This is a genomic window from Rhizobium sp. BK181, assembly GCF_014193305.1.
Lineage (GTDB): Bacteria > Pseudomonadota > Alphaproteobacteria > Rhizobiales > Rhizobiaceae > Rhizobium.
The window spans coordinates 387,942-406,546 of sequence record NZ_JACHZA010000003.1 but is presented as its reverse complement, the minus strand read 5'-3'; the positions used below and the strand labels follow the sequence as shown (position 1 = coordinate 406,546).

Sequence of the window (18,605 nt, the reverse complement as noted above, 5' to 3'; positions counted from 1 at the left end):
CCGACCTGTACGGCGTTTGAGGCGTAAAAGAGAGGAGTGCTCGCCATGCGTATGAAGCTGACGTTGCTTGCATTCGCATATCTTATTGTCAGCGGCCTGCTGCTTGCGACCGCCTACAAATCGACAGGGCCAATTACCACGCCGAAGACGGACAGAGTGGCCGTTTTCGAAATGGAACGCTTCGCTGGCTGAGGGTTAGCTACGCTATCTTGATATCATTGCGCACGGGTCGTGTTCCGGCGATGGCTCGTGCGACGGCCGTTGCGCGCTCGATTTCTGCCGCGGTGGCAACAAGGCCGGTCAATACAACAGCGCCATCATCGAGCGTCACGTTTACATCCGCAGCGTCAATCCCACCAGCGACAGCCAGAGCATTCGCCACGGCCTCCTCGAGCGCTGCATCCTTGTCAGCCCCGGACTCCGGCTCATAAGGCTCGCCAAAGAACGTCGGTTGCTTGAAAACCATCTGCCTTCCTCCTGCTTCGACCATAACAAAACGCGGCAATCGGCCAGTTGGTTTCGCTCCGCGGCAAGAGATCGCTGACGAAGGCAGTGGCATCCTGCTGGGCGTTAGATTTCTGCTGCGCCGCACACTTGCCGCCTATTTCAATCCCCTGTACAGCCAGAGCCAATGCAAGTGTTTTGGCGAAATCACCGATGATAGCAGGCGAAAGCGCGCCGAGGCGCCTTAGTATTTTTGGCTCAACCGGCTCGATCGGACAAAATACGCTCGACGTTGTCGAGCAATTGGGCGGACGGGACTGCTACGAGATCGCTGTCGTCACCGGCAACGAGAACGTCCAGTTGCTGGCGCAGCAGGCAAAATCGTCTGGCGCCAGGTTTGCGGTCACCGCAAGCGACGACAAGTATCACTCGCTGAAGGAAGAACTGTCCGGCAGCGGCATCGCCGTGGCTGCCGGCGTATCGGGCCTGGCGGAAGCCGCGGACCTCGAGGCGGATTGGGTCATGGCCGCCATTGTCGGTACGGCCGGACTGGCGCCGACGCTTGCCGCGGCCCGTAAGGGCGCCACGATTGCGCTCGCCAACAAGGAATGCCTGGTGTCGGCCGGCGATCTGTTCGTCGATGCCGTGGCGAAGGGCGGCGGACGGCTGATCCCGGTCGACAGCGAACACAGCGCGATCTTCCAGTCTCTGGACGAGGATCAGCGGCACGCCGTCGAACGGATCATCCTGACGGCTTCGGGCGGTCCGTTCCGCACCTGGTCGCGTGCCGACATGGCGAATGTGACTGCGGCGACGGCGCGAGCGCACCCCAACTGGTCAATGGGATTGAAGATCTCGGTCGGCAGCGCCTCGATGTTCAACAAGGCGCTGGAGATGATCGAGGCGAAGCATCTCTTCGGCGTGCGGCCCGATCAGATCGAAGTAATCGTGCATCCGCAGTCGATCATCCACTCCATGGTCGGCTACACCGACGGGTCGATCATCGCCCAGCTCGGTTGCCCCGACATGCGCACGGCGATCGGCTACGCGCTCGACTACCCGCGCCGACCAACATTGAATGTCGAGCGGCTGGATTTTGCCAAGCTCTCACGCTTGGACTTCGAGGCACCTGACGAAGAACGCTTTCCGGCACTGAGGCTGGCGCGCACCGCGCTGGAACGCGGCGGACTGCAGGGCGCCATCATGAACGCGGCCGAGGAAATTGCGTTCCATGCCTTCGTCGAGGAACGGATCGGTTTCCTTGCAATGGCCGACATTGCCGAAGCGGTGATGGACAAGATGATCGCAACCGGCGAAGCGAAGACGATGGACGACGTCTTTGCTGCTGACGCCGAGGCCCGCAGGCTTGCGGCGGAACTGGTAGCCTTCAACGAAAAGGCCGCCTGACGGCGGCCTTGGTTTCCCAAATACGCGAACCCTTAGGCCACGTGCCGGGCCAATGCACAGCGCGACCAAAGTGAATGCAGCGCCTCGACCAGATGCTCGATGTCCGCATCGCTGTGCAGCGGCGTCGGGGTGATGCGCAGGCGCTCGGTCTTCTTCGGCACCGTCGGGTAGTTGATCGGCTGGACGTAGACACCGCAATTGTCGAGCAGCAGATCCGAGATCCACTTGCACTTGGCGGCATCGCCGACCATCACAGGCACGATATGGCTCGGGTTCGGCATATGCGGAATGCCGCGCTGATCGAGCAGTGCCCTCAGCTTGCGGACCCGCTCCTGATGCCGCGCCCGCTCGAACGGGCTGACCTTCAGATGCTGGATCGAGGCAACCGCACCGGCGGCAAGCGCCGGCGGCAGCGCCGTCGTGAAAATGAAGCCGGACGCGAAAGAGCGGATGAAGTCGCAGAGCGCCGTCGAGGCAGCTATGTAGCCGCCCATGACGCCGAACGCCTTGCCGAGTGTTCCCTCGATCACCGTCAGGCGATCCATCAGGCCCTCGCGCTCGGCAATGCCGCCGCCGCGCGGTCCGTACATGCCGACGGCATGCACTTCGTCGAGATAGGTCATTGCGCCGTACTTGTCGGCGAGATCGCAGATCTCCTTGATCGGGGCGATGTCGCCATCCATCGAATAGACGGATTCGAACGCGATCAGCTTCGGCGCCTTCGGATCGGCAGCCGCCAGCTTGGCTTCGAGATCGGCGACGTCGTTGTGCTTCCAGATCACCTTGTCGCACTTGGCATAGCGGATGCCTTCGATCATCGAGGCGTGGTTCAGCGCGTCCGAGAAGATGATGAGGCCGGGGATCTTGGCACCGAGCGTACCGAGTGCCGCCCAGTTCGAGACATAGCCCGAGGTGAAGATCAGCGCCGCTTCCTTGCCGTGCAGGTCGGCCAGCTCGCGCTCAAGCAGAACGTGGTAGTGGGTGGTGCCAGAAATATTCCGGGTGCCTCCCGCACCCGCGCCACAGTGATCGATAGCGTTCTTCATCGCCTCGATCACCTTGGGATGCTGGCCCATGCCGAGATAGTCATTGGAGCACCAGACTGTAACGTCCTGCGGGCCGTTCTCCGTGTGTCGCGTGGCGCGTGGAAAGCTGCCGCGGTGACGCTCAAGATCGGCAAAAACGCGATAACGGCCTTCCGTGTGAAGCCCATCCAGCTCGTTTTTAAAGAACGCTTCGAAATCCATCATCTGCTCCAGTATCGTGCGAGCGTTTTTTTGCCAACGGACGCGCGCACGTCAACCCTTTGCCCTCGCTTTACCATTAACTGCGTCAAAAGGCCCATAGTCTTGAATTATTTTAATTCGAAAAAGCTCATTTTGAGGCAGATGCGATGAAAAATCGCGAGGCAGTCTGACTGCCTCGCGATTGGCCGGCTTCATCAACCAGCGGCGGCAACGGCGCGTTTGGCCATCACTTTGATCAGGTTGGCGCGATATTCCGCGCTAGCATGCAGGTCCGACATCAACCCGGCGGGTTTGACGTCAACCCCAACGACCGAACCGGAAGACCAGTTGGCGTTAAGAGCTGTTTCCATGGCCGACTCGCGGAAGACGCCATTCGAACCAGCCCCGGTGACGGCGACCCTTACGCCCCCAGCACCTTTGGCAACGAAAACCCCGGTCATTGCGTAGCGCGACGCCGGATTTGGAAACTTCGAATAGCCGGCCTTGTCGGGCGCCTCGAAGCTTACCGCCGTGAGCAGTTCGCCCTCCTCCAATGCCGTCTCGAAAAGACCGGTGAAGAAATCGTCGGCGAGGATCTCACGCTTGTTGGTGATGATGCGTGCATTCAGCGCCAGCATGGCCGACGGGTAGTCCGCTGCAGGGTCGTTGTTGGCGATCGAGCCGCCGATCGTGCCCATGTGCCGGACATGCGGATCGCCGATCATGCCGGCGAGGTCGCAGATCGCGGGACAAACCGCACGCAGAGCCGCCGATGCGGCAACTTCGGCATGCGGAGTCGCTGCCCCGATGGTCACCTTGCGACCATCGACCTTGATTCCCTGCATCGCGGGAATATGCCTGAGATCGACGAGATCGCTCGGCGCGGCGAGACGTTGCTTCATCGTCGGGATCAGTGTCATGCCACCGGAAACATATTTGCCTTCCGATGTGCCCGAAATCATCCTGACGGCTTCATCGACCGAGGACGCGCGGTGATAGTTGGCCTGATACATCGTCGTTCCTCCTCAATGAACCGCGCGCGCTGCCATCCACACCTTCTGCGGCGTGGCGGGCATCGTCAGCATGTTGTTGCCGATGGCATCGGTGATGGCATTGATGAGCGCCGGCGGAGATCCGATGGCACCAGCCTCGCCGCAGCCCTTGATGCCAAGCGGATTGCTCGGGGACGGCGTTACCTGATGCGAGACCTTGAACGACGGCAGATCATCGGCGCGCGGCATGGCGTAATCCATGAAACTTGCCGTCAACAGCTGCCCATTCTCGTCATAATGCACGGCCTCGAGCAGAGCCTGACCGATGCCCTGTGCGATACCGCCATGCACCTGGCCTTCAACGATCATCGGGTTGATGATGTTGCCGAAATCGTCCGCCGCGACGAACTGGATGATCTCCGTCTTGCCGGTTTCCGGATCGACTTCGACTTCGCAGATGTAACAGCCGGCCGGGAAGGTGAAGTTGGATGGGTCGTAGAAGGCGGTCTCCTTCAGCCCCGGCTCCATGCCGCTCGGCAGGTTGTGCGCGGTGTAGGAGGCGAGCGCCACCTGGAACCACGGTAGGCTCTTGTCGGTGCCGGCAACCTTCACCTCGCCGTTCTCGATGACGATATCGCCCTCGTCGGCTTCCATCAGGTGAGCGGCGATCTTTTTGGCCTTGGCTTCGACCTTGTCGAGCGCCTTGACCACGGCCGACATGCCTACGGCGCCGGAGCGTGAGCCATAGGTGCCCATGCCCATCTGCACCTTGTCGGTGTCGCCGTGGACAATCGACACGCTGTCCAGCGGAACGCCGAGACGATCCGACACAAGCTGTGCGAAGGTCGTTTCGTGCCCCTGCCCGTGGCTGTGCGACCCGGTGAGCACTTCTATGGTGCCTACCGCATTGACCCGTACCTCGGCGGATTCCCATAGACCAACGCCTGCACCAAGCGAGCCGACCGCCTGCGAGGGAGCGATGCCGCACGCCTCGATGTAGCAGCTCATCCCGAGGCCGCGCTTCAGGCCGCGGCTTGCCGCCTCTGCCTTGCGCGCCGCGAAGCCGTTCCAGTCGGCGGCCTGCATGGCGGCATTGAGTGATGCCTCGTAGTCACCGGCGTCATAGTTCATGATGACAGGCGTCTGGTGCGGGAAGGAGCGGATGAAGTTCTTCCGCCGCAGCTCGGCCGGCGAAATGCCAAGCTCGCGGGCTGCCGTTTCCATCGTCCGCTCGAGCAGGTAGGTGGCCTCGGGGCGACCAGCGCCACGATAGGCATCAACCGGCGCGGTGTTGGTATAAACCGTACGCACATTGGCATGGATGGCCGGAATATCGTACTGGCCCGACAGCAACGTTGCGTAGAGGTAGGTCGGAACCGCCGACGAAAACAGCGACATGTAGGCACCGAGATTGCAGATGGTGTCGACTTTTAGCCCAATGATGCGGTGGTCGCTGTCAAAGGCCATCTTTACCTTGGAGACATGGTCGCGGCCATGGGCGTCTGTCAGGAAGGCCTCGGTTCGATCGGAATTCCACTTCACCGGCACGCCGGTCTTCTTGGAAGCCCAGAGACAGACGATTTCCTCCGGATAGATGTAGATCTTCGATCCAAATCCACCGCCGACATCGGGAGCAATCACCCGCAGTTTGTTCTCCGGCGCGACATTGTAGAAAGCACTCATCACCAGGCGGGCGACATGCGGGTTCTGGCTCGTGGTGTAGCAGGTATAGTGATCTTCGGCGGCGTCGTAGATCCCGAGCGCAGCACGCGGCTCCATCGGATTGGGCGACAGGCGGTTGTTGTGGATCTCGATTTCGGTGACATGTGCCGCTGCGGAAATAGCCTTGTCGGTTGCCGCGCCATCACCGAGTTCCCAGTCGAAGATCAGATTGTTCTGAGCTTCCGGATGGATCTGGGGCGCACCGGACTTCAGCGCGTCGACAGCCTCGACGACAACGGGCAATTCGTCATAGTCGATTACGACGGCCTCTGCGGCGTCCCTGGCCTCCGCGAGCGAGTCGGCAACCACGATGGCAACAGCATCGCCAACGTAGCGGACAGTCTCGACTGCCAGCGGACGCCAAGCCCCCATCTTCATTGGCGAACCATCCTTCGAATGGATCATCCAGCCGCAGATGAGGTTGCCAATACCGTCGGCAAGCAGCTGCTTGCCGTCAAGCACGTCGATGACACCCGGCATGGCCTTGGCCGAAGCCGCATCGATTCCCGTGATCTTGGCGTGTGCATGTGGACTGCGGATGAAATAGGCGAATTTCATGCCCGGCACGACCATGTCGTCCGTGTAGCGACCCTTGCCGGTCAAGAACCGTTTATCTTCCTTGCGTGCGACGCGTGCACCAATTCCTTCAACACCCATGATGTCCTCCCAATGGGGTTTCGGGCCTGGCATTCCGCCAAAGCGAATCGTATTCGGCAGTCAGCCAGACAATTCCTGAGAGCTATTCGGCCGCCTGCTTGGCGGTGCCGTGCATCTGTTCGTTGGCAGAAAGGACGGCTTTGACGATGTTGTGATAGCCGGTGCACCGACAGATGTTGCCGTCGAGCTCATGGCGGACCGTCTGTTCGTCCAGCTGGCCGCCGTGGCGCGAAATCATGTCGACGGCCGTCATCACCATACCGGGCGTGCAGAAGCCGCATTGCAGACCGTGATGCTCCTTGAAGGCGGCCTGGACAGGATGCAATTCACCGTTGCTGGCGAGCCCCTCGATAGTGGTGACCGTGGAACCCGACGCTTGGACAGCAAGGATCGAACAGCTCTTCACCGACTTGCCATCCATGTGAACGACACAGGCACCGCATTGGTTTGTATCACAGCCGACGTGGGTTCCCGTCAGGCCGAGTTTTTCGCGAATAAAATGGACAAGAAGCGTACGCTCTTCACAGTCACCGCTGACTGCCCGGCCGTTCACCGTCAGTTTCACTTTCGCCATGATTTCCTCCTCGCGCCTCCTCCAGGCACGGACGGTATCATTTGACGTTTTCGCTTTAGGATCAACCACTACTTTCGGGAGGTTAGTTAAATTCGCCGTGTCCGGTTGCGTCGAATTTGGACGAAAGTTGCAGCTCCATTGTGCGAAAGGTGAGCATCGAAGGCAGGCTGCTCTTTTTGCGCCACAGTTTGACGACTAGCATGACAAAAACAAGAATCAGGGACGGCCACCGCTCTTTCGAGGGCGACCAACCTAGGAGAAGAATTTGATTAAGAAGATTGTTGCATTCGCTTTGATTGGATTTTCGATTGCAAGCTGCACGCCGACCCAGCAGGGCGCCGGTATCGGCGCTGCCTCCGGCGCAATTATCGGGGGTGCAGTAACAGGCAATGTTCGTGGCGCTGCGGTTGGCGCGGCGATCGGCGGTGTATCTGGCGCCCTGATCGGCCGTGTCGCCGAGCAGCCGGGACAGTGTTATTACCGCGACCAGTACGGTCGCCGGTACATCGACGATTGCCGCGGCGGCTATTGAGCGGCGCAAAACTGTCTCGAAATCCCGGGCGTGAAGCCCGGGATTTCTCGTTTTTTCCACCATTTCAGCGGCCAGGCGATTTAAAACGGTACACGCCGAGGAAATTTGCCGCTAAGGTTGCCGCCGGCCGGGGGGCGCGAAGCAATTCTAGTGTAACCAAAAGCGGCGGATGCAGATTAGAGGGCAGGCACCGAAACCGGGTATAGCGTATCGGCGCGCAGGCACCATACTGGTGGTCGCGGCGGCATTCGCGTTTTCGCCGGCTTTGATCTCGGAGGCTTTCGCCTTCAAGCTTTTCGGCATCACATTGTGGGGCAAGGATGACGACTCCGCGGCCGACCAGGTGCCTGATCCTGTCCGCTACGATGTCACGCTCACGACCGACAGCAGCGATCCGGATCTCAAGGAAGCACTGGAAAACAGTTCACGTCTGGTGGGCGACAAGGATCGACCCGTGTCGGGCGACCTCGGCGTCGTCGTCAAGGCCAGAGACGATCGCGAACGGCTGATCGCCGCCCTTTATGAGAAGGCGCGCTACGGCGGCGTGGTGACAATCAGAGTCGATGGCAGGGATATCGACGCTCTTCCGCCCAATCCGACCTTCAATCGCTCACGTCCTGTCCCGGTTACGATCAACGTTGCTGCGGGTCCTGTCTTCAAAGTTCATGAGGTTCAGTTCGGCGGCGACGCCGCCCGCCGCAACCCCGCAGACTACGATCTTGCTCCCGGCGAGACGGCTGGCTCGTTGACCATCATCAAGGCCGGCGACACGATTGTCGAACAGTTGAAAAGCGAAGGCCGCCCGCTGGCGAAGCTGACGACTCGCAAAGTCGTCGCTGACCACAGGACAAACACCGTCGACATCGTTCTCGCCGCCGAAGGCGGTCCGGTAGCGCCGGTCGGCGACGTCGACGTCACGGGCGCAAAGGCCGTAAGACCGGGCTTCATCCAGCGCTACTCGCGGCTGAACAGGGGCGAGCAATATTCGCCCGAAGCATTGAAGAAAGCCGGAGAGCGACTGCGCGCATTGGGGGTCTTCTCCAGCGTGACCATTCACGAGGCAGACGCTCTGGCACCGGATGGCACGTTGCCGATGACGATCGAGGTATCGGAGGGAAAGCAACGCTATCTCGGTATCGGCGCCCAGTATTCGACCACGGACGGCTTCGGGATCAACGGCTATTGGGGTCACCGCAATCTCTTCGGAGAAGCGGAAGCACTGCGCATCGAAGGGTCGGTGGGCCGCCTGGGCGAAACGACCAACGTTGGCGATCTCGACTATTCAGCAGGTGTCACTTTTACCAAGCCCGGCGCGTTCGTTCCGGCCGCGACCCTCCGGGCCAGCATCCTTGCCAAAACCGAGAACCCCGATGCCTACACCGCAAAGCTCGTCACTGCGTCCCTCGGCCTTTCCTACGAACTGTCCGACCTGGATACGATAACCGGCGCCGGCGAGGTGAGCTGGGAACGTGATGACGATGCCTTTGGCAACAACAGCTACCTGACCTTCTCACTGCCCTTGCAGTACGACCGCGACGCACGCGACAACAAGTTCGACCCGACCGAAGGCTATCGGGGAATGCTCAAGGCGACGCCAAGCTACGAGACCTACAACGGCACCTTCTTCTCGAGCGTCGAGGGCTTGATCACCGGATATCACGCATTGGGAGCGGAGGACCGCATCGTTCTTGCCGGCAAGCTTTCCGCAGGCTTTCTCGTAGGGGCAGACGACCTCCAGAACATTCCTGCTACACGCCGATTCTTCGCTGGCGGCGGCGGCTCGGTTCGCGGCTTTAGCTACCAGGAGATCTCGCCCCGGAACGCGGACAACGAAGAGACCGGCGGAACATCCTATGTCACCGCATCGTTCGAGACCCGCGTAAAGATCACCGATACGATCGGCATAGTGCCGTTCATCGATGTGGGGACGGTTTCAGCCGACATCGCGCCCGATTTTTCCGACATTCGGGCGGGTGCGGGCATCGGCATTCGCTATGCGACGCCGTTTGGTCCATTGCGGCTTGATTTTGCCGTGCCACTCAACAAGTACGAGGATGGCACGGATTACGGTATCTACGCCGGCATCGGCCAGGCATTCTAACATACTGGCAACCCGCGGCGCCTTCATGTGCCTTGAGCCGCCACAGAAACGGAGTAATGTCCGCGCCCATGCAGACACTGGCGAAAATCTTGAACTGGATTGTGCGGCTGCTCGGCTATTCCGTCGGCACCCTCCTCATCCTGCTTGCCATCGCCATCGGTGTTTTCGGCTTCACATCCTTTGGCGCGCGCATCATCACCGACAGGGTCGCCTCCATCATCTCCAACCGGGACATGACCATCAAGGTTCAGGAGCCGGAGGGACTGCTGACGGGTGGGCTGCGGGCGAGCCAGATTGTGCTCTCCGACACCAAGGGCGTCTTCGCTCAGGTCGATGGCCTTGCCATAAGCTGGAATCCGCTCGCGCTCCTTACCGGCAGGTTCCATGCAAGAAGCATTGAAGCTACGGCTATTCACGTGCTGCGGCAGCCGGTGCGCACGCTACCGTCGCGCCCGGCCGCAACAGGCGAAGCCGACACCGGCTTTTCGTTGCCCGTCAAGATCGACATCGACAAGATCGCCCTGCCGGAAATCAACCTTGCTCAACCTCTGATCGGACGGGCTTTCTCGCTTGCCGCGGACGGCAGCATGCGGGCCGACAATGACGGGGGCAATGCGTCGATCAACGTGCATCGGCACGATGCCCCGGATGCCAAGCTGATCGCAGATGCCGCCTTCCTGCCGGACCGCAATCAGTTGCGGCTCAAAGCAAAGCTGACGGAACCGAAGGGTGGGCTGCTCGCTGGCCTGCTGGGGCTGCCTGGCAACCCGGCGGTGGAGATTGGCTTGACGGGAGACGGCCCCCTCTCGGATTGGCGGGGACAGCTGCAAGCCGCTCTCGATGGACAGCAGCGCGCCTCGATCGAGGCGCATCACACCCTGACGCCGGAGAACCTTCATCACCTTGACCTGAAGGGCGGTGGCGACCTCAGCTCGCTGCTGCCGGCCGCCTTCCGTCCGCTCTTTGCGGGACAGACGAACATCGACGTCGCCGCGAACTTCGACAATAGAGGCAAGATCGACATCCAGACCGGCAATCTGGCGACCGGCGCCGTTGTCATCGCGGCATCAGGCACGCTCGATCCAAAAGGCAACAACAGTCTTAACGCCAATCTGTTGGGAACGTCCGGGCCAGTTGATTTCCGTTGGCCTCTGGCTGACGGTGAAGCCCGTCTCCTGGTAGCGGGTATCAATCTTTCGTTGACGGGCGACGCGAAGGCTTCCCGCCTTAATGCCAGCGCCTCGCTCGATTCGGCCGCCTTGCCACAGGCGACGATGGGCAACGTGAAGCTGACCGCCAAGAGCGACAACTTCAATCTCGCCGGTCGCACGGGAAGCGTTCAGATTACGCTTGCCGCAGGTGACACGTCATTCGTCAATCCCGACATCGATCGTGCCATCAAAGGCCCGGTCACGATCACGCTGCCATTGCAGATCTCCCCGGACGCGCTCGGCTTCAACGGTGCCACGATCGAAAGCGCGGCAGCGAACGCAAACCTCAACGGCTCCTATAAGCTGAGCGCCAGCGCGATTACGGGCAACATCAAGCTGACTGCTCAACCGGCCGCACTGCCGCCGGCGGTCGCAACCCGTTTCAATGCTCCGATCGTCATCGAGGGTCAGGTTGCGGGAACGATTCCCTCGAAGTTCAACATCTCGAACCTCTCCATCAAGTCGAACGCGCTCGAAGCGACCGGCCAAGTGGTGCTCGACGAGGAGAACCTCGACGCCAACCTTTCCGGTCGCATTCCCAACGTTCAGGCGCTGCTGGAAACCGCATCGGGCGAGCTGAACTATCAGCTGAGCGCAAAGGGGAATGTCTCTGCTCTCGCGGTAGCGGCTAACATCAAGGGGCCGTCACTCGTGATGGCCGGGCGTCAGGTCAAGCAACTCGAGCTCAGTCTTTCGGGAACGGCCGATCCAAAGGCACCAAAGGCGCAAATCATGGCTAGGGGCACGATCGACAACCAGCCAATCAACGTTGCCACGGCTGTCCAGGTCGTTGACGGGAAGGTGCAGCTTCCGTCGATTGCCGGCGACGTTGGCAAAAACCGACTGACCGGCCACCTCGAACTGTCACCTGCTTTCGAGCCGACCGGACAGGCGACGTTTGACTTTCCGGATATCGGCCTTCTCGCGGCACTGGGCGGACAGAAGGCGGAAGGTGACCTGAAGGGATCGGTCGATATTGCCAACGACAGCGGTAAGATCGCCCTCAAAGTCGTCGCATCCGGCAGCGGCCTGAAGCGCGATACCTTTGCCATCGTCGGCCCTGACATCAACGTCGCCGTTACCGACCTCAAGGCTTTTGCCGCGACGGGCACAATCACCGCGCAGGAGCTTGCCTCCGGGCCTAACAAGGCGGAGAGCCTGGCGCTCAATTTCACGCAGCAGCAGAACCGGACAAACTTCGATCTCGGCGCCACCTATGACGCCAATCCGTTGGTCGCATCCGGCAGCGTCGAAGTGAACGCCGGCACGACGCTGCTTCGCCTGGACCGCTTCTTGGCCAAACCCCGCAACATCCAGGTAGAGCTTGCATCGCCGTCAGAGGTGTCGATCAGTGGCGGCACGGTGACGCTGAGTGCCGTCGAACTGAAGACCGGCGACGGCTCGGTTCACGTCAGCGGCACGGTCGGCGAAACTCTCGATATCAAGGCTGACATCCGGAACCTGCCCGCAAGCCTGGCCAATAGCTTCGTTCCGAAGCTCGATGCCGCAGGCACGATCTCGGGCAAGGTTGCCGTGACCGGAACGCCAGCGGCACCCATCGCCAATTTCGACCTGGATTGGAAGGACGCGGCCACGAGCCAGACAAAGGGCGCCGGCCTTTCGCCCCTGGCGATCGATGCAAGCGGGACGTTTGCCAACAACACGCTGGACTTTGAAACGAACGCCAACGGCAAAGGCGGAGTCTCGCTGAAAGCCGCCGGCAGTGTCGTCACTGGCGGCCCGGATGCGCAATCGCTGAAGGTCGATGCGGATATCATCAACATCCCAGCGGGCTTGGCGAACGCATTCGTTCCGGACCTGGCTGCCGAAGGTTCGATCTCGGGCAACGTCACCGCAGCCGGAAAGCTGCCAGCACCGACGCTGGACTTCAAACTGAATTGGAAGAATGCCGCAACGAGCCAGACCCGAAGTGCGAAGCTCTCATCGCTTGGGCTGACGGCGAGCGGCAATCTCAAGGACAACATTCTCAACTTCGATGCCGACGCACGTGGCAGCGGCGGCATGTCACTGCAGGCAAGCGGCAATTTCGTCGTCGCCGGCGCCGAGGCTCAAACACTGAAACTCGATGGGCAGATCGCCAACATTCCGGCCGCGCTCGCCAACGGGTTTGTTCCGAATCTTGCCGCAGAAGGCATGATATCGGGAACCATATCGGCCACCGGCAAGTTGCCGAAGCCAGCGGCAACCTTCGATCTCACCTGGAAAGACGCCGCCACCAGCCAAACCAGGGCAGCGCGCCTTTCGGGCATGCGCTTGGCAGCGAAGGGCAACTTCGCCGATGAAAAATTGAACGTCCAGGTCGACCTTACGGCCAATGGCGGTATGGCGCTGAACGCCTCCGGCAATGTCTCGCTGGCAGGAACGACAATCGAAAACCTCACTGCTGATGCAACGATACGCAACGTTCCAGCGAGCCTCGCAAACGCCTTCGTATCCGGTCTCGGCGCCAGCGGCACGGTCTCGGGCACGGCATCCGCGTCAGGTACACTGCAACGGCCGACGGCAAGCTTCGACCTGACTTGGAAGGACCTCGCGACTGCCCAAACCAAGGCTGCTCGGCTCTCTAGCCTCGTGCTCGGCGCCAAGGGCACATTCGCCAACAATGTGCTCGACTTCCAGACAAATCTGACTGGCGATGCAGGTTCCGCTCTGTCGGCGAACGGCAAGTTTACCCTCGAGGGTACGACCGTGAAGAGCCTGCAGGCGGATGCGACACTGAGCAACCTTCCCGCCGCGCTGGTGAACAACTTTGCCCCCGATCTTGGTGCCCAGGGAACGATATCGGGCACGGCGACCGCGTCCGGCTCCCTCCCGATTCCCGCCGTCGACTTCAAGCTCAACTGGAACAATGCAGGGACCCGCCAGACCAGGGCGGCCGGCCTTTCGGGCCTCACGCTGAATGCGTCCGGCAATGTCGCGGATAACAAGATCGCCTTCGATGCCACACTGACCAGCAGTCGCAGCAGCCTCCTGAGGGCAAAGGGAACGGCAAACCTGCAGGGAGCAAGCGTCCAGGGTCTATCGGTCGATGCCGACATCGCGAATCTTCCCGCGAGCCTCGCCAACGGCTTTGTCCCTGGCCTCGGCGCGGAGGGAAGCATCTCAGGCACCGCCAAGACGTCTGGGACTCCGAACAATCCGATCATCGACTTCAACCTGGATTGGAAGGACGCGGCAACCACGCAGACACGGGCATCCGGCATCCGGCCGCTTTCAGTAAATGCAGGCGGAAAGCTTGCGAACGGTAGGCTCGATTTTACGACGAACGTCAGCGGCACCGGCGTGTCGATGAAGGCCGGCGGCAACTTCATCATCGCCGGGCAGAACGCCCAATCGCTGACGGTCAATGCTGACATCTCCAATCTTCCCGCCGGGCTTGCCAACGCATTCGTTCCGGGGCTTGCGGCCGAAGGCAATATTTCGGGCACCGTCAGGGCATCGGGCAGGCTGCCGGTGCCTGCTGTGGACTTCAACCTTGACTGGAGAGGGGCAGCGACTAGCCAGACCAGAAGTGCTGGGCTTTCGCCGCTTAGCATCGCTGCGAACGGAAGACTGCAGGACAACCGGCTGACCATCGACACCAATGTGGCCGGCGACAGCGGCCTGTCCCTGCGCGGCGGCGGCAGCGTCACCATTACCGGCAATCGCGCCTTGGACATGCGCTTTTCCGGCAGTCTGCCATTCGCGGTCCTCGGCTCACAACTCGCAGCCCAGGGTTTCGTCGCCGATGGCACTGCCAACCTTAATCTGCAGATCGCCGGAACCGCCGCCGCCCCGTCCATCAACGGGACCGTGGCGACCAGCGGCGCGAGGTTCGTCGATGTCCGGCGCAACCTTGCGATCAACAATCTTGCGGCAGACATCCGGTTCAACGGCAACGAAGCCGTGATCTCCCGGCTCACCGGTCAGCTCGCCAGCGGCGGCAGCATCTCGGTTTCTGGCAGCGTCGGGATACAGCCCGCTTCCAATTTCCCCGCCAATATCGACGTCAGGCTCGATAGGGCCGTCTATGTCGATGGAACGCTCGTCGTGGCGACCGTCGATGGCACGATCGGCCTGCGCGGTCCGCTACTCGCAAACCCCACCCTGAATGGCAGGCTGCGGCTCGAAAGAGCCTCGATCACCGTCCCAGAGAGACTGCCGACCTCGCTGCGTGAGATCGACATCAGGCACATAAACGCCCCGAAAAGTGTTCTCGCCCAGCTGCGCGACGAGACCCAGCAAGGGGCCCGAGCGAAGTCCAACACCATCAATCTCGATCTTCAGTTGGACGCACCCTCGCAGATCTTCGTGCGCGGCCGCGGTATCGATGCTGAACTCGGTGGTAGCGTCACGATTCGGGGAACGGCGGCGGCGCCGATCGTGTCGGGTGGTTTCACCATGCGGCGCGGGCGCATGACGATTCTCAACCGGCGCCTCGATTTCACCAACAGAAGCCGGATCAGCTTCGCCGGCGATCTCACCCCCGCCCTCGATATGGAAGCCAGCTCGACGTCCGGCTCAACGACACTGACGGTCAATGTGGCGGGACTGGCCACGGACCCCTCAATCACCTTCTCGTCGTCGCCGGCCTTGCCGCAGGACGAGGTTCTGGCGCAGCTGATCTTCGGCCAGTCGATGTCCAGGTTGTCGCCGGTTCAAATCGCCCAGCTCGCCGATGCAGTCAGCCAGCTGGCCGGCGGCCGTTCCGGATCGTTGTTCCAGGGCCTTCGCAACCAGCTCGGCGTCGATGACTTCGACGTCAGTACCGATGCCAAAGGCCGCACCAGTGTCAGCGTTGGCCGCTATCTCAACGACCGAACCTATTTCGAACTGCAGCAGACCACCGGCAAGGGCGGCGCCAAGGCGATCATCAATTTCGATGTCGGCCGCGGCGTGAAGTTGCGCGCCGGCGCAGGTGGAGATTGCGAGGGAGAGGCGGGCGTCGTCTACGAGCACGAGTATTAAAAGCTGGTCTTGCTGGTCTTCAGCAGGATATTGGTTTCCGTGGTATTGATCCCATTGATCAGCCGGATGCGCCTCAGCGTTTCGTCGAAGGCGACGAGATCGCGATCCTCGAGTTCGGCGATGAAATCCCATTTGCCGTTGGTGCTGTGCAGGGCACGCACTTGCGGCAAACCGCGAAGCTGATCGGCGACCTTGTCCGCCAGCTTGCCGAGTACCTCGATCATGACAATCGCGCGCACGCCCGCCGCGCGGGTTTCATGGCCGGTGCGCACGGTGAATGCCGTGATGGTGCCATTGGCAACCAACCGATCGATGCGGGCTGCGACTGTCGCGCGAGATGCACCCGTCATTGCCGCTAGCGAAGAGACTGGCGTACGTGCATTGTGCCGCAGAGCGCTGAGAAGTTCCTGATCGAGATCGTCCATGGCTGCCACTTTGTCAAAATGCACTTATCAAACTGATCAATCGTAGCGCATTATCGGCACTTTTTCATCTTTTTGTCGCCGTGCCGATATTTCAATATGCTTTCCGAAACGCGAGCTGGAGAAGACGCATGCAGCCACAAGCAAGATCGGTCACGCTCATCGGAGCACCGCTGGAAGAGGGTTCGGGACGCAGGGGCGCCGCGATGGGTCCGGCCGCACTTCGCATCGCAGGCGTCGACCAGACGCTGATCGATCTTGGTCATGATGTCGTCGATGCCGGTGACGTGCATGTCATTCCGGCACGCGATCTGCCGAACCATCCGAAAGCACATAATCTGCGCGTCGTCGGCGCATTCACCCGCGCGCTCGAAGCTGGCGTCTACGAGGCCGCGACGGTCGGGCGCTTTCCGCTGATTCTCGGTGGCGATCATAGCCTGTCCATGGGCACCGTATCCGGCATGGCTCGCTATGCGGCAGAGCAAGGTAGGCCGCTCTTCGTGCTGTGGCTCGATGCCCATTCCGATTTCAATACGCCTGCGACGTCGCCCTCCGGCAACATTCACGGCATGCCGGTCGCTTATTTCTGCGGCAAGGCCGAACTCGCGGAAATCCTGCCGAAGGACCGTCCGTTCGTCGATCCCCAGAACGTCTTCCAGGTCGGTATCCGATCGGTGGATGCGCCGGAGCGCGATCTGATCAAGGAACACGGCGTCAACGTCTTCGACATGCGCTGGCTCGACGAACAGGGCGTTGCCGCGGCGATCCGTCAGGTACTCGGCGCGGTCTCCGATGTAAACGGTCTGCTGCATGTGAGCCTTGATGTCGATTTCCTCGATCCCGAGATCGCCCCCGGCGTCGGTACAACAGTGCCTGGCGGTGCAACCTTCCGGGAGGCGCATCTGATCATGGAAATGCTCTGCGACAGCGGCCTCGTCTCCTCGCTCGATCTTGTCGAACTCAACCCTTTCCTCGACGATCGCGGTAAGAGCGCGCGGATCCTGGTGGAACTGACGGCAAGTCTGTTCGGCCGCCGCATCTTCGACCGTCCGACCCGCGCTGCCTGAGGAGAACCGACCATGAGCAATTCCAAGAATCTGATCGATACCGAACAGCGCCTGGGCGCCCACAACTACAAGCCGCTCGATGTCGTGCTGACCCGCGGCGAAGGTGTCTATGTCTGGGATACGGACGGCAAGCAGTATCTTGATTGCCTGTCGGCCTATTCCGCAGTCAACCAGGGGCATTGCCACCCCAAGATCCTGGCGGCAATGGTCGAGCAGGCCGGCAAGCTGACGCTGACCTCGCGTGCCTTCCGCAACGACCAGCTCGCGCATCTCTACGAGGAACTCGCGGCGCTGACAGGCTCGCATAAGATCCTGCCGATGAACTCGGGCGCCGAGGCTGTCGAAACCGCCATCAAGGCAGTGCGCAAGTGGGGTTACGAAGTGAAGGGCGTGCCAGAAGGCAAAGCCGAGATCATCGTTTGCGCCGACAATTTCCATGGCCGCACGCTAAGCATAATCAGCTTCTCGACCGACCCCGATGCCCGTACCGGCTTTGGCCCCTACACGCCCGGCTTCCGGACAATTCCTTTCGGCGACGCCGACGCATTTGCCGCTGCCATCAACGAAAACACGGTCGCAGCCCTGATCGAGCCGATCCAGGGCGAAGCCGGCGTCATCATCCCGCCGTCAGGTTACTTCAAGCGCGTGCGCGAACTCTGCACCGAAAACAAGGTGACGCTGATCCTTGACGAGATCCAGACTGGCCTCGGACGCACCGGCAAGCTATTGGCCGAGGAGCACGAGGGAATCGAGGCCGACGTCACCCTGATCGGCAAGGCGCTCTCCGGCGGCTTCTATCCGGTTTCGGCGGTGCTTTCCAATTCCGAGGTGCTTGGTGTTCTGAAGCCTGGGCAACATGGCTCGACCTTCGGCGGCAACCCGCTTGCCTGCGCCGTGGCGCGCGCCGCGCTCAAGGTGCTGACCGAAGAAGGCATGATCGAGAACGCCGAAAAGATGGGCAACTATTTCCTGGAAGGGCTGCGCTCCATCCGCTCCAACATCGTCAAGGACGTGCGCGGTCGCGGACTGATGATGGCGGTCGAGCTCGTGCCGGAAGCCGGCGGCGCCCGCCAGTATTGCTACACCCTCAAGGATCGCGGCCTACTCGCCAAGGACACCCACGAGAACACGATCCGCCTCGCCCCGCCGCTGGTCATCACCAAGAGCCAGGTCGACTGGGCCGTCGAGCAGATCGAGAAGACCCTCGCCTGAGGCAGCGAACGGACAATGCGGCGGGAAGGTCATCCCGCCGTTTCCACGTAGCTTCTCCTCATTCCGAGAT

The 18,605-nt window shown here is 61.1% G+C and carries 13 protein-coding genes; 7 read left to right on the top strand and 6 right to left on the bottom strand.

Annotation, left to right across the window (positions count from 1 at the left end):
- Positions 1-45 precede the first annotated feature (45 nt).
- On the top strand, positions 46-192 hold the full coding sequence (locus tag FHT77_RS11850; protein ID WP_007789498.1) for a hypothetical protein: 147 nt from the start codon (positions 46-48) through the stop codon (positions 190-192).
- A 7-nt stretch (positions 193-199) separates the two neighbouring features.
- On the opposite strand, the gene FHT77_RS11845 is transcribed toward FHT77_RS11850, so the two are convergent.
- On the bottom strand, positions 200-466 hold the full coding sequence (locus FHT77_RS11845; protein ID WP_183755222.1) for a BON domain-containing protein: 267 nt from the start codon (positions 464-466) through the stop codon (positions 200-202).
- Between the two features lie 191 nt (positions 467-657).
- On the opposite strand from FHT77_RS11845, the gene dxr reads away from it, so the two are divergent.
- Complete coding sequence (dxr, locus tag FHT77_RS11840; RefSeq protein ID WP_183755221.1) at positions 658-1,851, top strand: 1-deoxy-D-xylulose-5-phosphate reductoisomerase; 1,194 nt, start codon at positions 658-660, stop codon at positions 1,849-1,851.
- A 32-nt stretch (positions 1,852-1,883) separates the two neighbouring features.
- On the opposite strand, the gene hemA is transcribed toward dxr, so the two are convergent.
- The 4 genes from hemA to FHT77_RS11820 all read right to left on the bottom strand — a co-directional run bounded on the left by hemA (position 1,884) and on the right by FHT77_RS11820 (position 7,022).
- Positions 1,884-3,098 (bottom strand): 5-aminolevulinate synthase, encoded by a 1,215-nt coding sequence (hemA, locus tag FHT77_RS11835; RefSeq protein WP_183755220.1) that lies wholly within the window; start codon positions 3,096-3,098, stop codon positions 1,884-1,886.
- Positions 3,099-3,292: 194 nt separating this feature from the next.
- Positions 3,293-4,090 (bottom strand): FAD binding domain-containing protein, encoded by a 798-nt coding sequence (locus FHT77_RS11830; RefSeq protein ID WP_183755219.1) that lies wholly within the window; start codon positions 4,088-4,090, stop codon positions 3,293-3,295.
- A 12-nt stretch (positions 4,091-4,102) separates the two neighbouring features.
- Positions 4,103-6,448, bottom strand: coding sequence for a xanthine dehydrogenase family protein molybdopterin-binding subunit (locus FHT77_RS11825; protein WP_183755218.1), 2,346 nt, complete (start codon positions 6,446-6,448; stop codon positions 4,103-4,105).
- Positions 6,449-6,530: 82 nt separating this feature from the next.
- On the bottom strand, positions 6,531-7,022 hold the full coding sequence (locus tag FHT77_RS11820; RefSeq protein ID WP_183755217.1) for a (2Fe-2S)-binding protein: 492 nt from the start codon (positions 7,020-7,022) through the stop codon (positions 6,531-6,533).
- 268 nt (positions 7,023-7,290) lie between these two features.
- On the opposite strand from FHT77_RS11820, the gene FHT77_RS11815 reads away from it, so the two are divergent.
- The 3 genes from FHT77_RS11815 (at position 7,291) to FHT77_RS11805 (ending at position 15,834) form a co-directional block, all read left to right on the top strand.
- Positions 7,291-7,554, top strand: a complete 264-nt coding sequence (locus FHT77_RS11815; protein ID WP_183755331.1) for a YMGG-like glycine zipper-containing protein — start codon at positions 7,291-7,293, stop codon at positions 7,552-7,554.
- A gap of 169 nt (positions 7,555-7,723) precedes the next feature.
- Positions 7,724-9,655, top strand: a complete 1,932-nt coding sequence (locus tag FHT77_RS11810; RefSeq protein WP_183755216.1) for an autotransporter assembly complex family protein — start codon at positions 7,724-7,726, stop codon at positions 9,653-9,655.
- 56 nt (positions 9,656-9,711) lie between these two features.
- Entirely contained in the window at positions 9,712-15,834 is a 6,123-nt protein-coding gene (locus FHT77_RS11805; protein ID WP_246719785.1) for a translocation/assembly module TamB domain-containing protein, read from the top strand.
- On the opposite strand, the gene FHT77_RS11800 is transcribed toward FHT77_RS11805, so the two are convergent.
- The gene (locus FHT77_RS11800) at positions 15,831-16,259 is read right to left on the bottom strand and encodes an Lrp/AsnC family transcriptional regulator (protein ID WP_183755215.1); all 429 of its coding nucleotides are present in this window, start codon (positions 16,257-16,259) and stop codon (positions 15,831-15,833) included. The two genes, FHT77_RS11805 and FHT77_RS11800, sit on opposite strands and share 4 nt — an antisense overlap.
- 128 nt (positions 16,260-16,387) lie before the next feature.
- Here FHT77_RS11800 and rocF point away from each other — a divergent pair, with 128 nt between their 5' ends.
- Both rocF and rocD read left to right on the top strand, forming a co-directional pair.
- Entirely contained in the window at positions 16,388-17,323 is a 936-nt protein-coding gene (gene rocF, locus FHT77_RS11795; protein ID WP_183755214.1) for an arginase, read from the top strand.
- Positions 17,324-17,335: 12 nt separating this feature from the next.
- The gene (rocD, locus tag FHT77_RS11790; RefSeq protein WP_183755213.1) at positions 17,336-18,535 is read left to right on the top strand and encodes an ornithine--oxo-acid transaminase; all 1,200 of its coding nucleotides are present in this window, start codon (positions 17,336-17,338) and stop codon (positions 18,533-18,535) included.
- Positions 18,536-18,605 lie beyond the last annotated feature (70 nt).

What these genes read in the sequence shown, in the direction of transcription:
- FHT77_RS11850 (WP_007789498.1), top strand. Translation starts at nt 46, where the DNA reads ATGCGTATGAAGCTGACGTTGCTTGCATTCGCATATCTTATTGTCAGC.
- FHT77_RS11845 (WP_183755222.1), bottom strand. Translation starts at nt 466, where the DNA reads ATGGTTTTCAAGCAACCGACGTTCTTTGGCGAGCCTTATGAGCCGGAG.
- dxr (WP_183755221.1), top strand. Translation starts at nt 658, where the DNA reads ATGATAGCAGGCGAAAGCGCGCCGAGGCGCCTTAGTATTTTTGGCTCA.
- hemA (WP_183755220.1), bottom strand. Translation starts at nt 3,098, where the DNA reads ATGGATTTCGAAGCGTTCTTTAAAAACGAGCTGGATGGGCTTCACACG.
- FHT77_RS11830 (WP_183755219.1), bottom strand. Translation starts at nt 4,090, where the DNA reads ATGTATCAGGCCAACTATCACCGCGCGTCCTCGGTCGATGAAGCCGTC.
- FHT77_RS11825 (WP_183755218.1), bottom strand. Translation starts at nt 6,448, where the DNA reads ATGGGTGTTGAAGGAATTGGTGCACGCGTCGCACGCAAGGAAGATAAA.
- FHT77_RS11820 (WP_183755217.1), bottom strand. Translation starts at nt 7,022, where the DNA reads ATGGCGAAAGTGAAACTGACGGTGAACGGCCGGGCAGTCAGCGGTGAC.
- FHT77_RS11810 (WP_183755216.1), top strand. Translation starts at nt 7,724, where the DNA reads ATGCAGATTAGAGGGCAGGCACCGAAACCGGGTATAGCGTATCGGCGC.
- FHT77_RS11805 (WP_246719785.1), top strand. Translation starts at nt 9,712, where the DNA reads ATGTCCGCGCCCATGCAGACACTGGCGAAAATCTTGAACTGGATTGTG.
- FHT77_RS11800 (WP_183755215.1), bottom strand. Translation starts at nt 16,259, where the DNA reads ATGGACGATCTCGATCAGGAACTTCTCAGCGCTCTGCGGCACAATGCA.
- rocF (WP_183755214.1), top strand. Translation starts at nt 16,388, where the DNA reads ATGCAGCCACAAGCAAGATCGGTCACGCTCATCGGAGCACCGCTGGAA.
- rocD (WP_183755213.1), top strand. Translation starts at nt 17,336, where the DNA reads ATGAGCAATTCCAAGAATCTGATCGATACCGAACAGCGCCTGGGCGCC.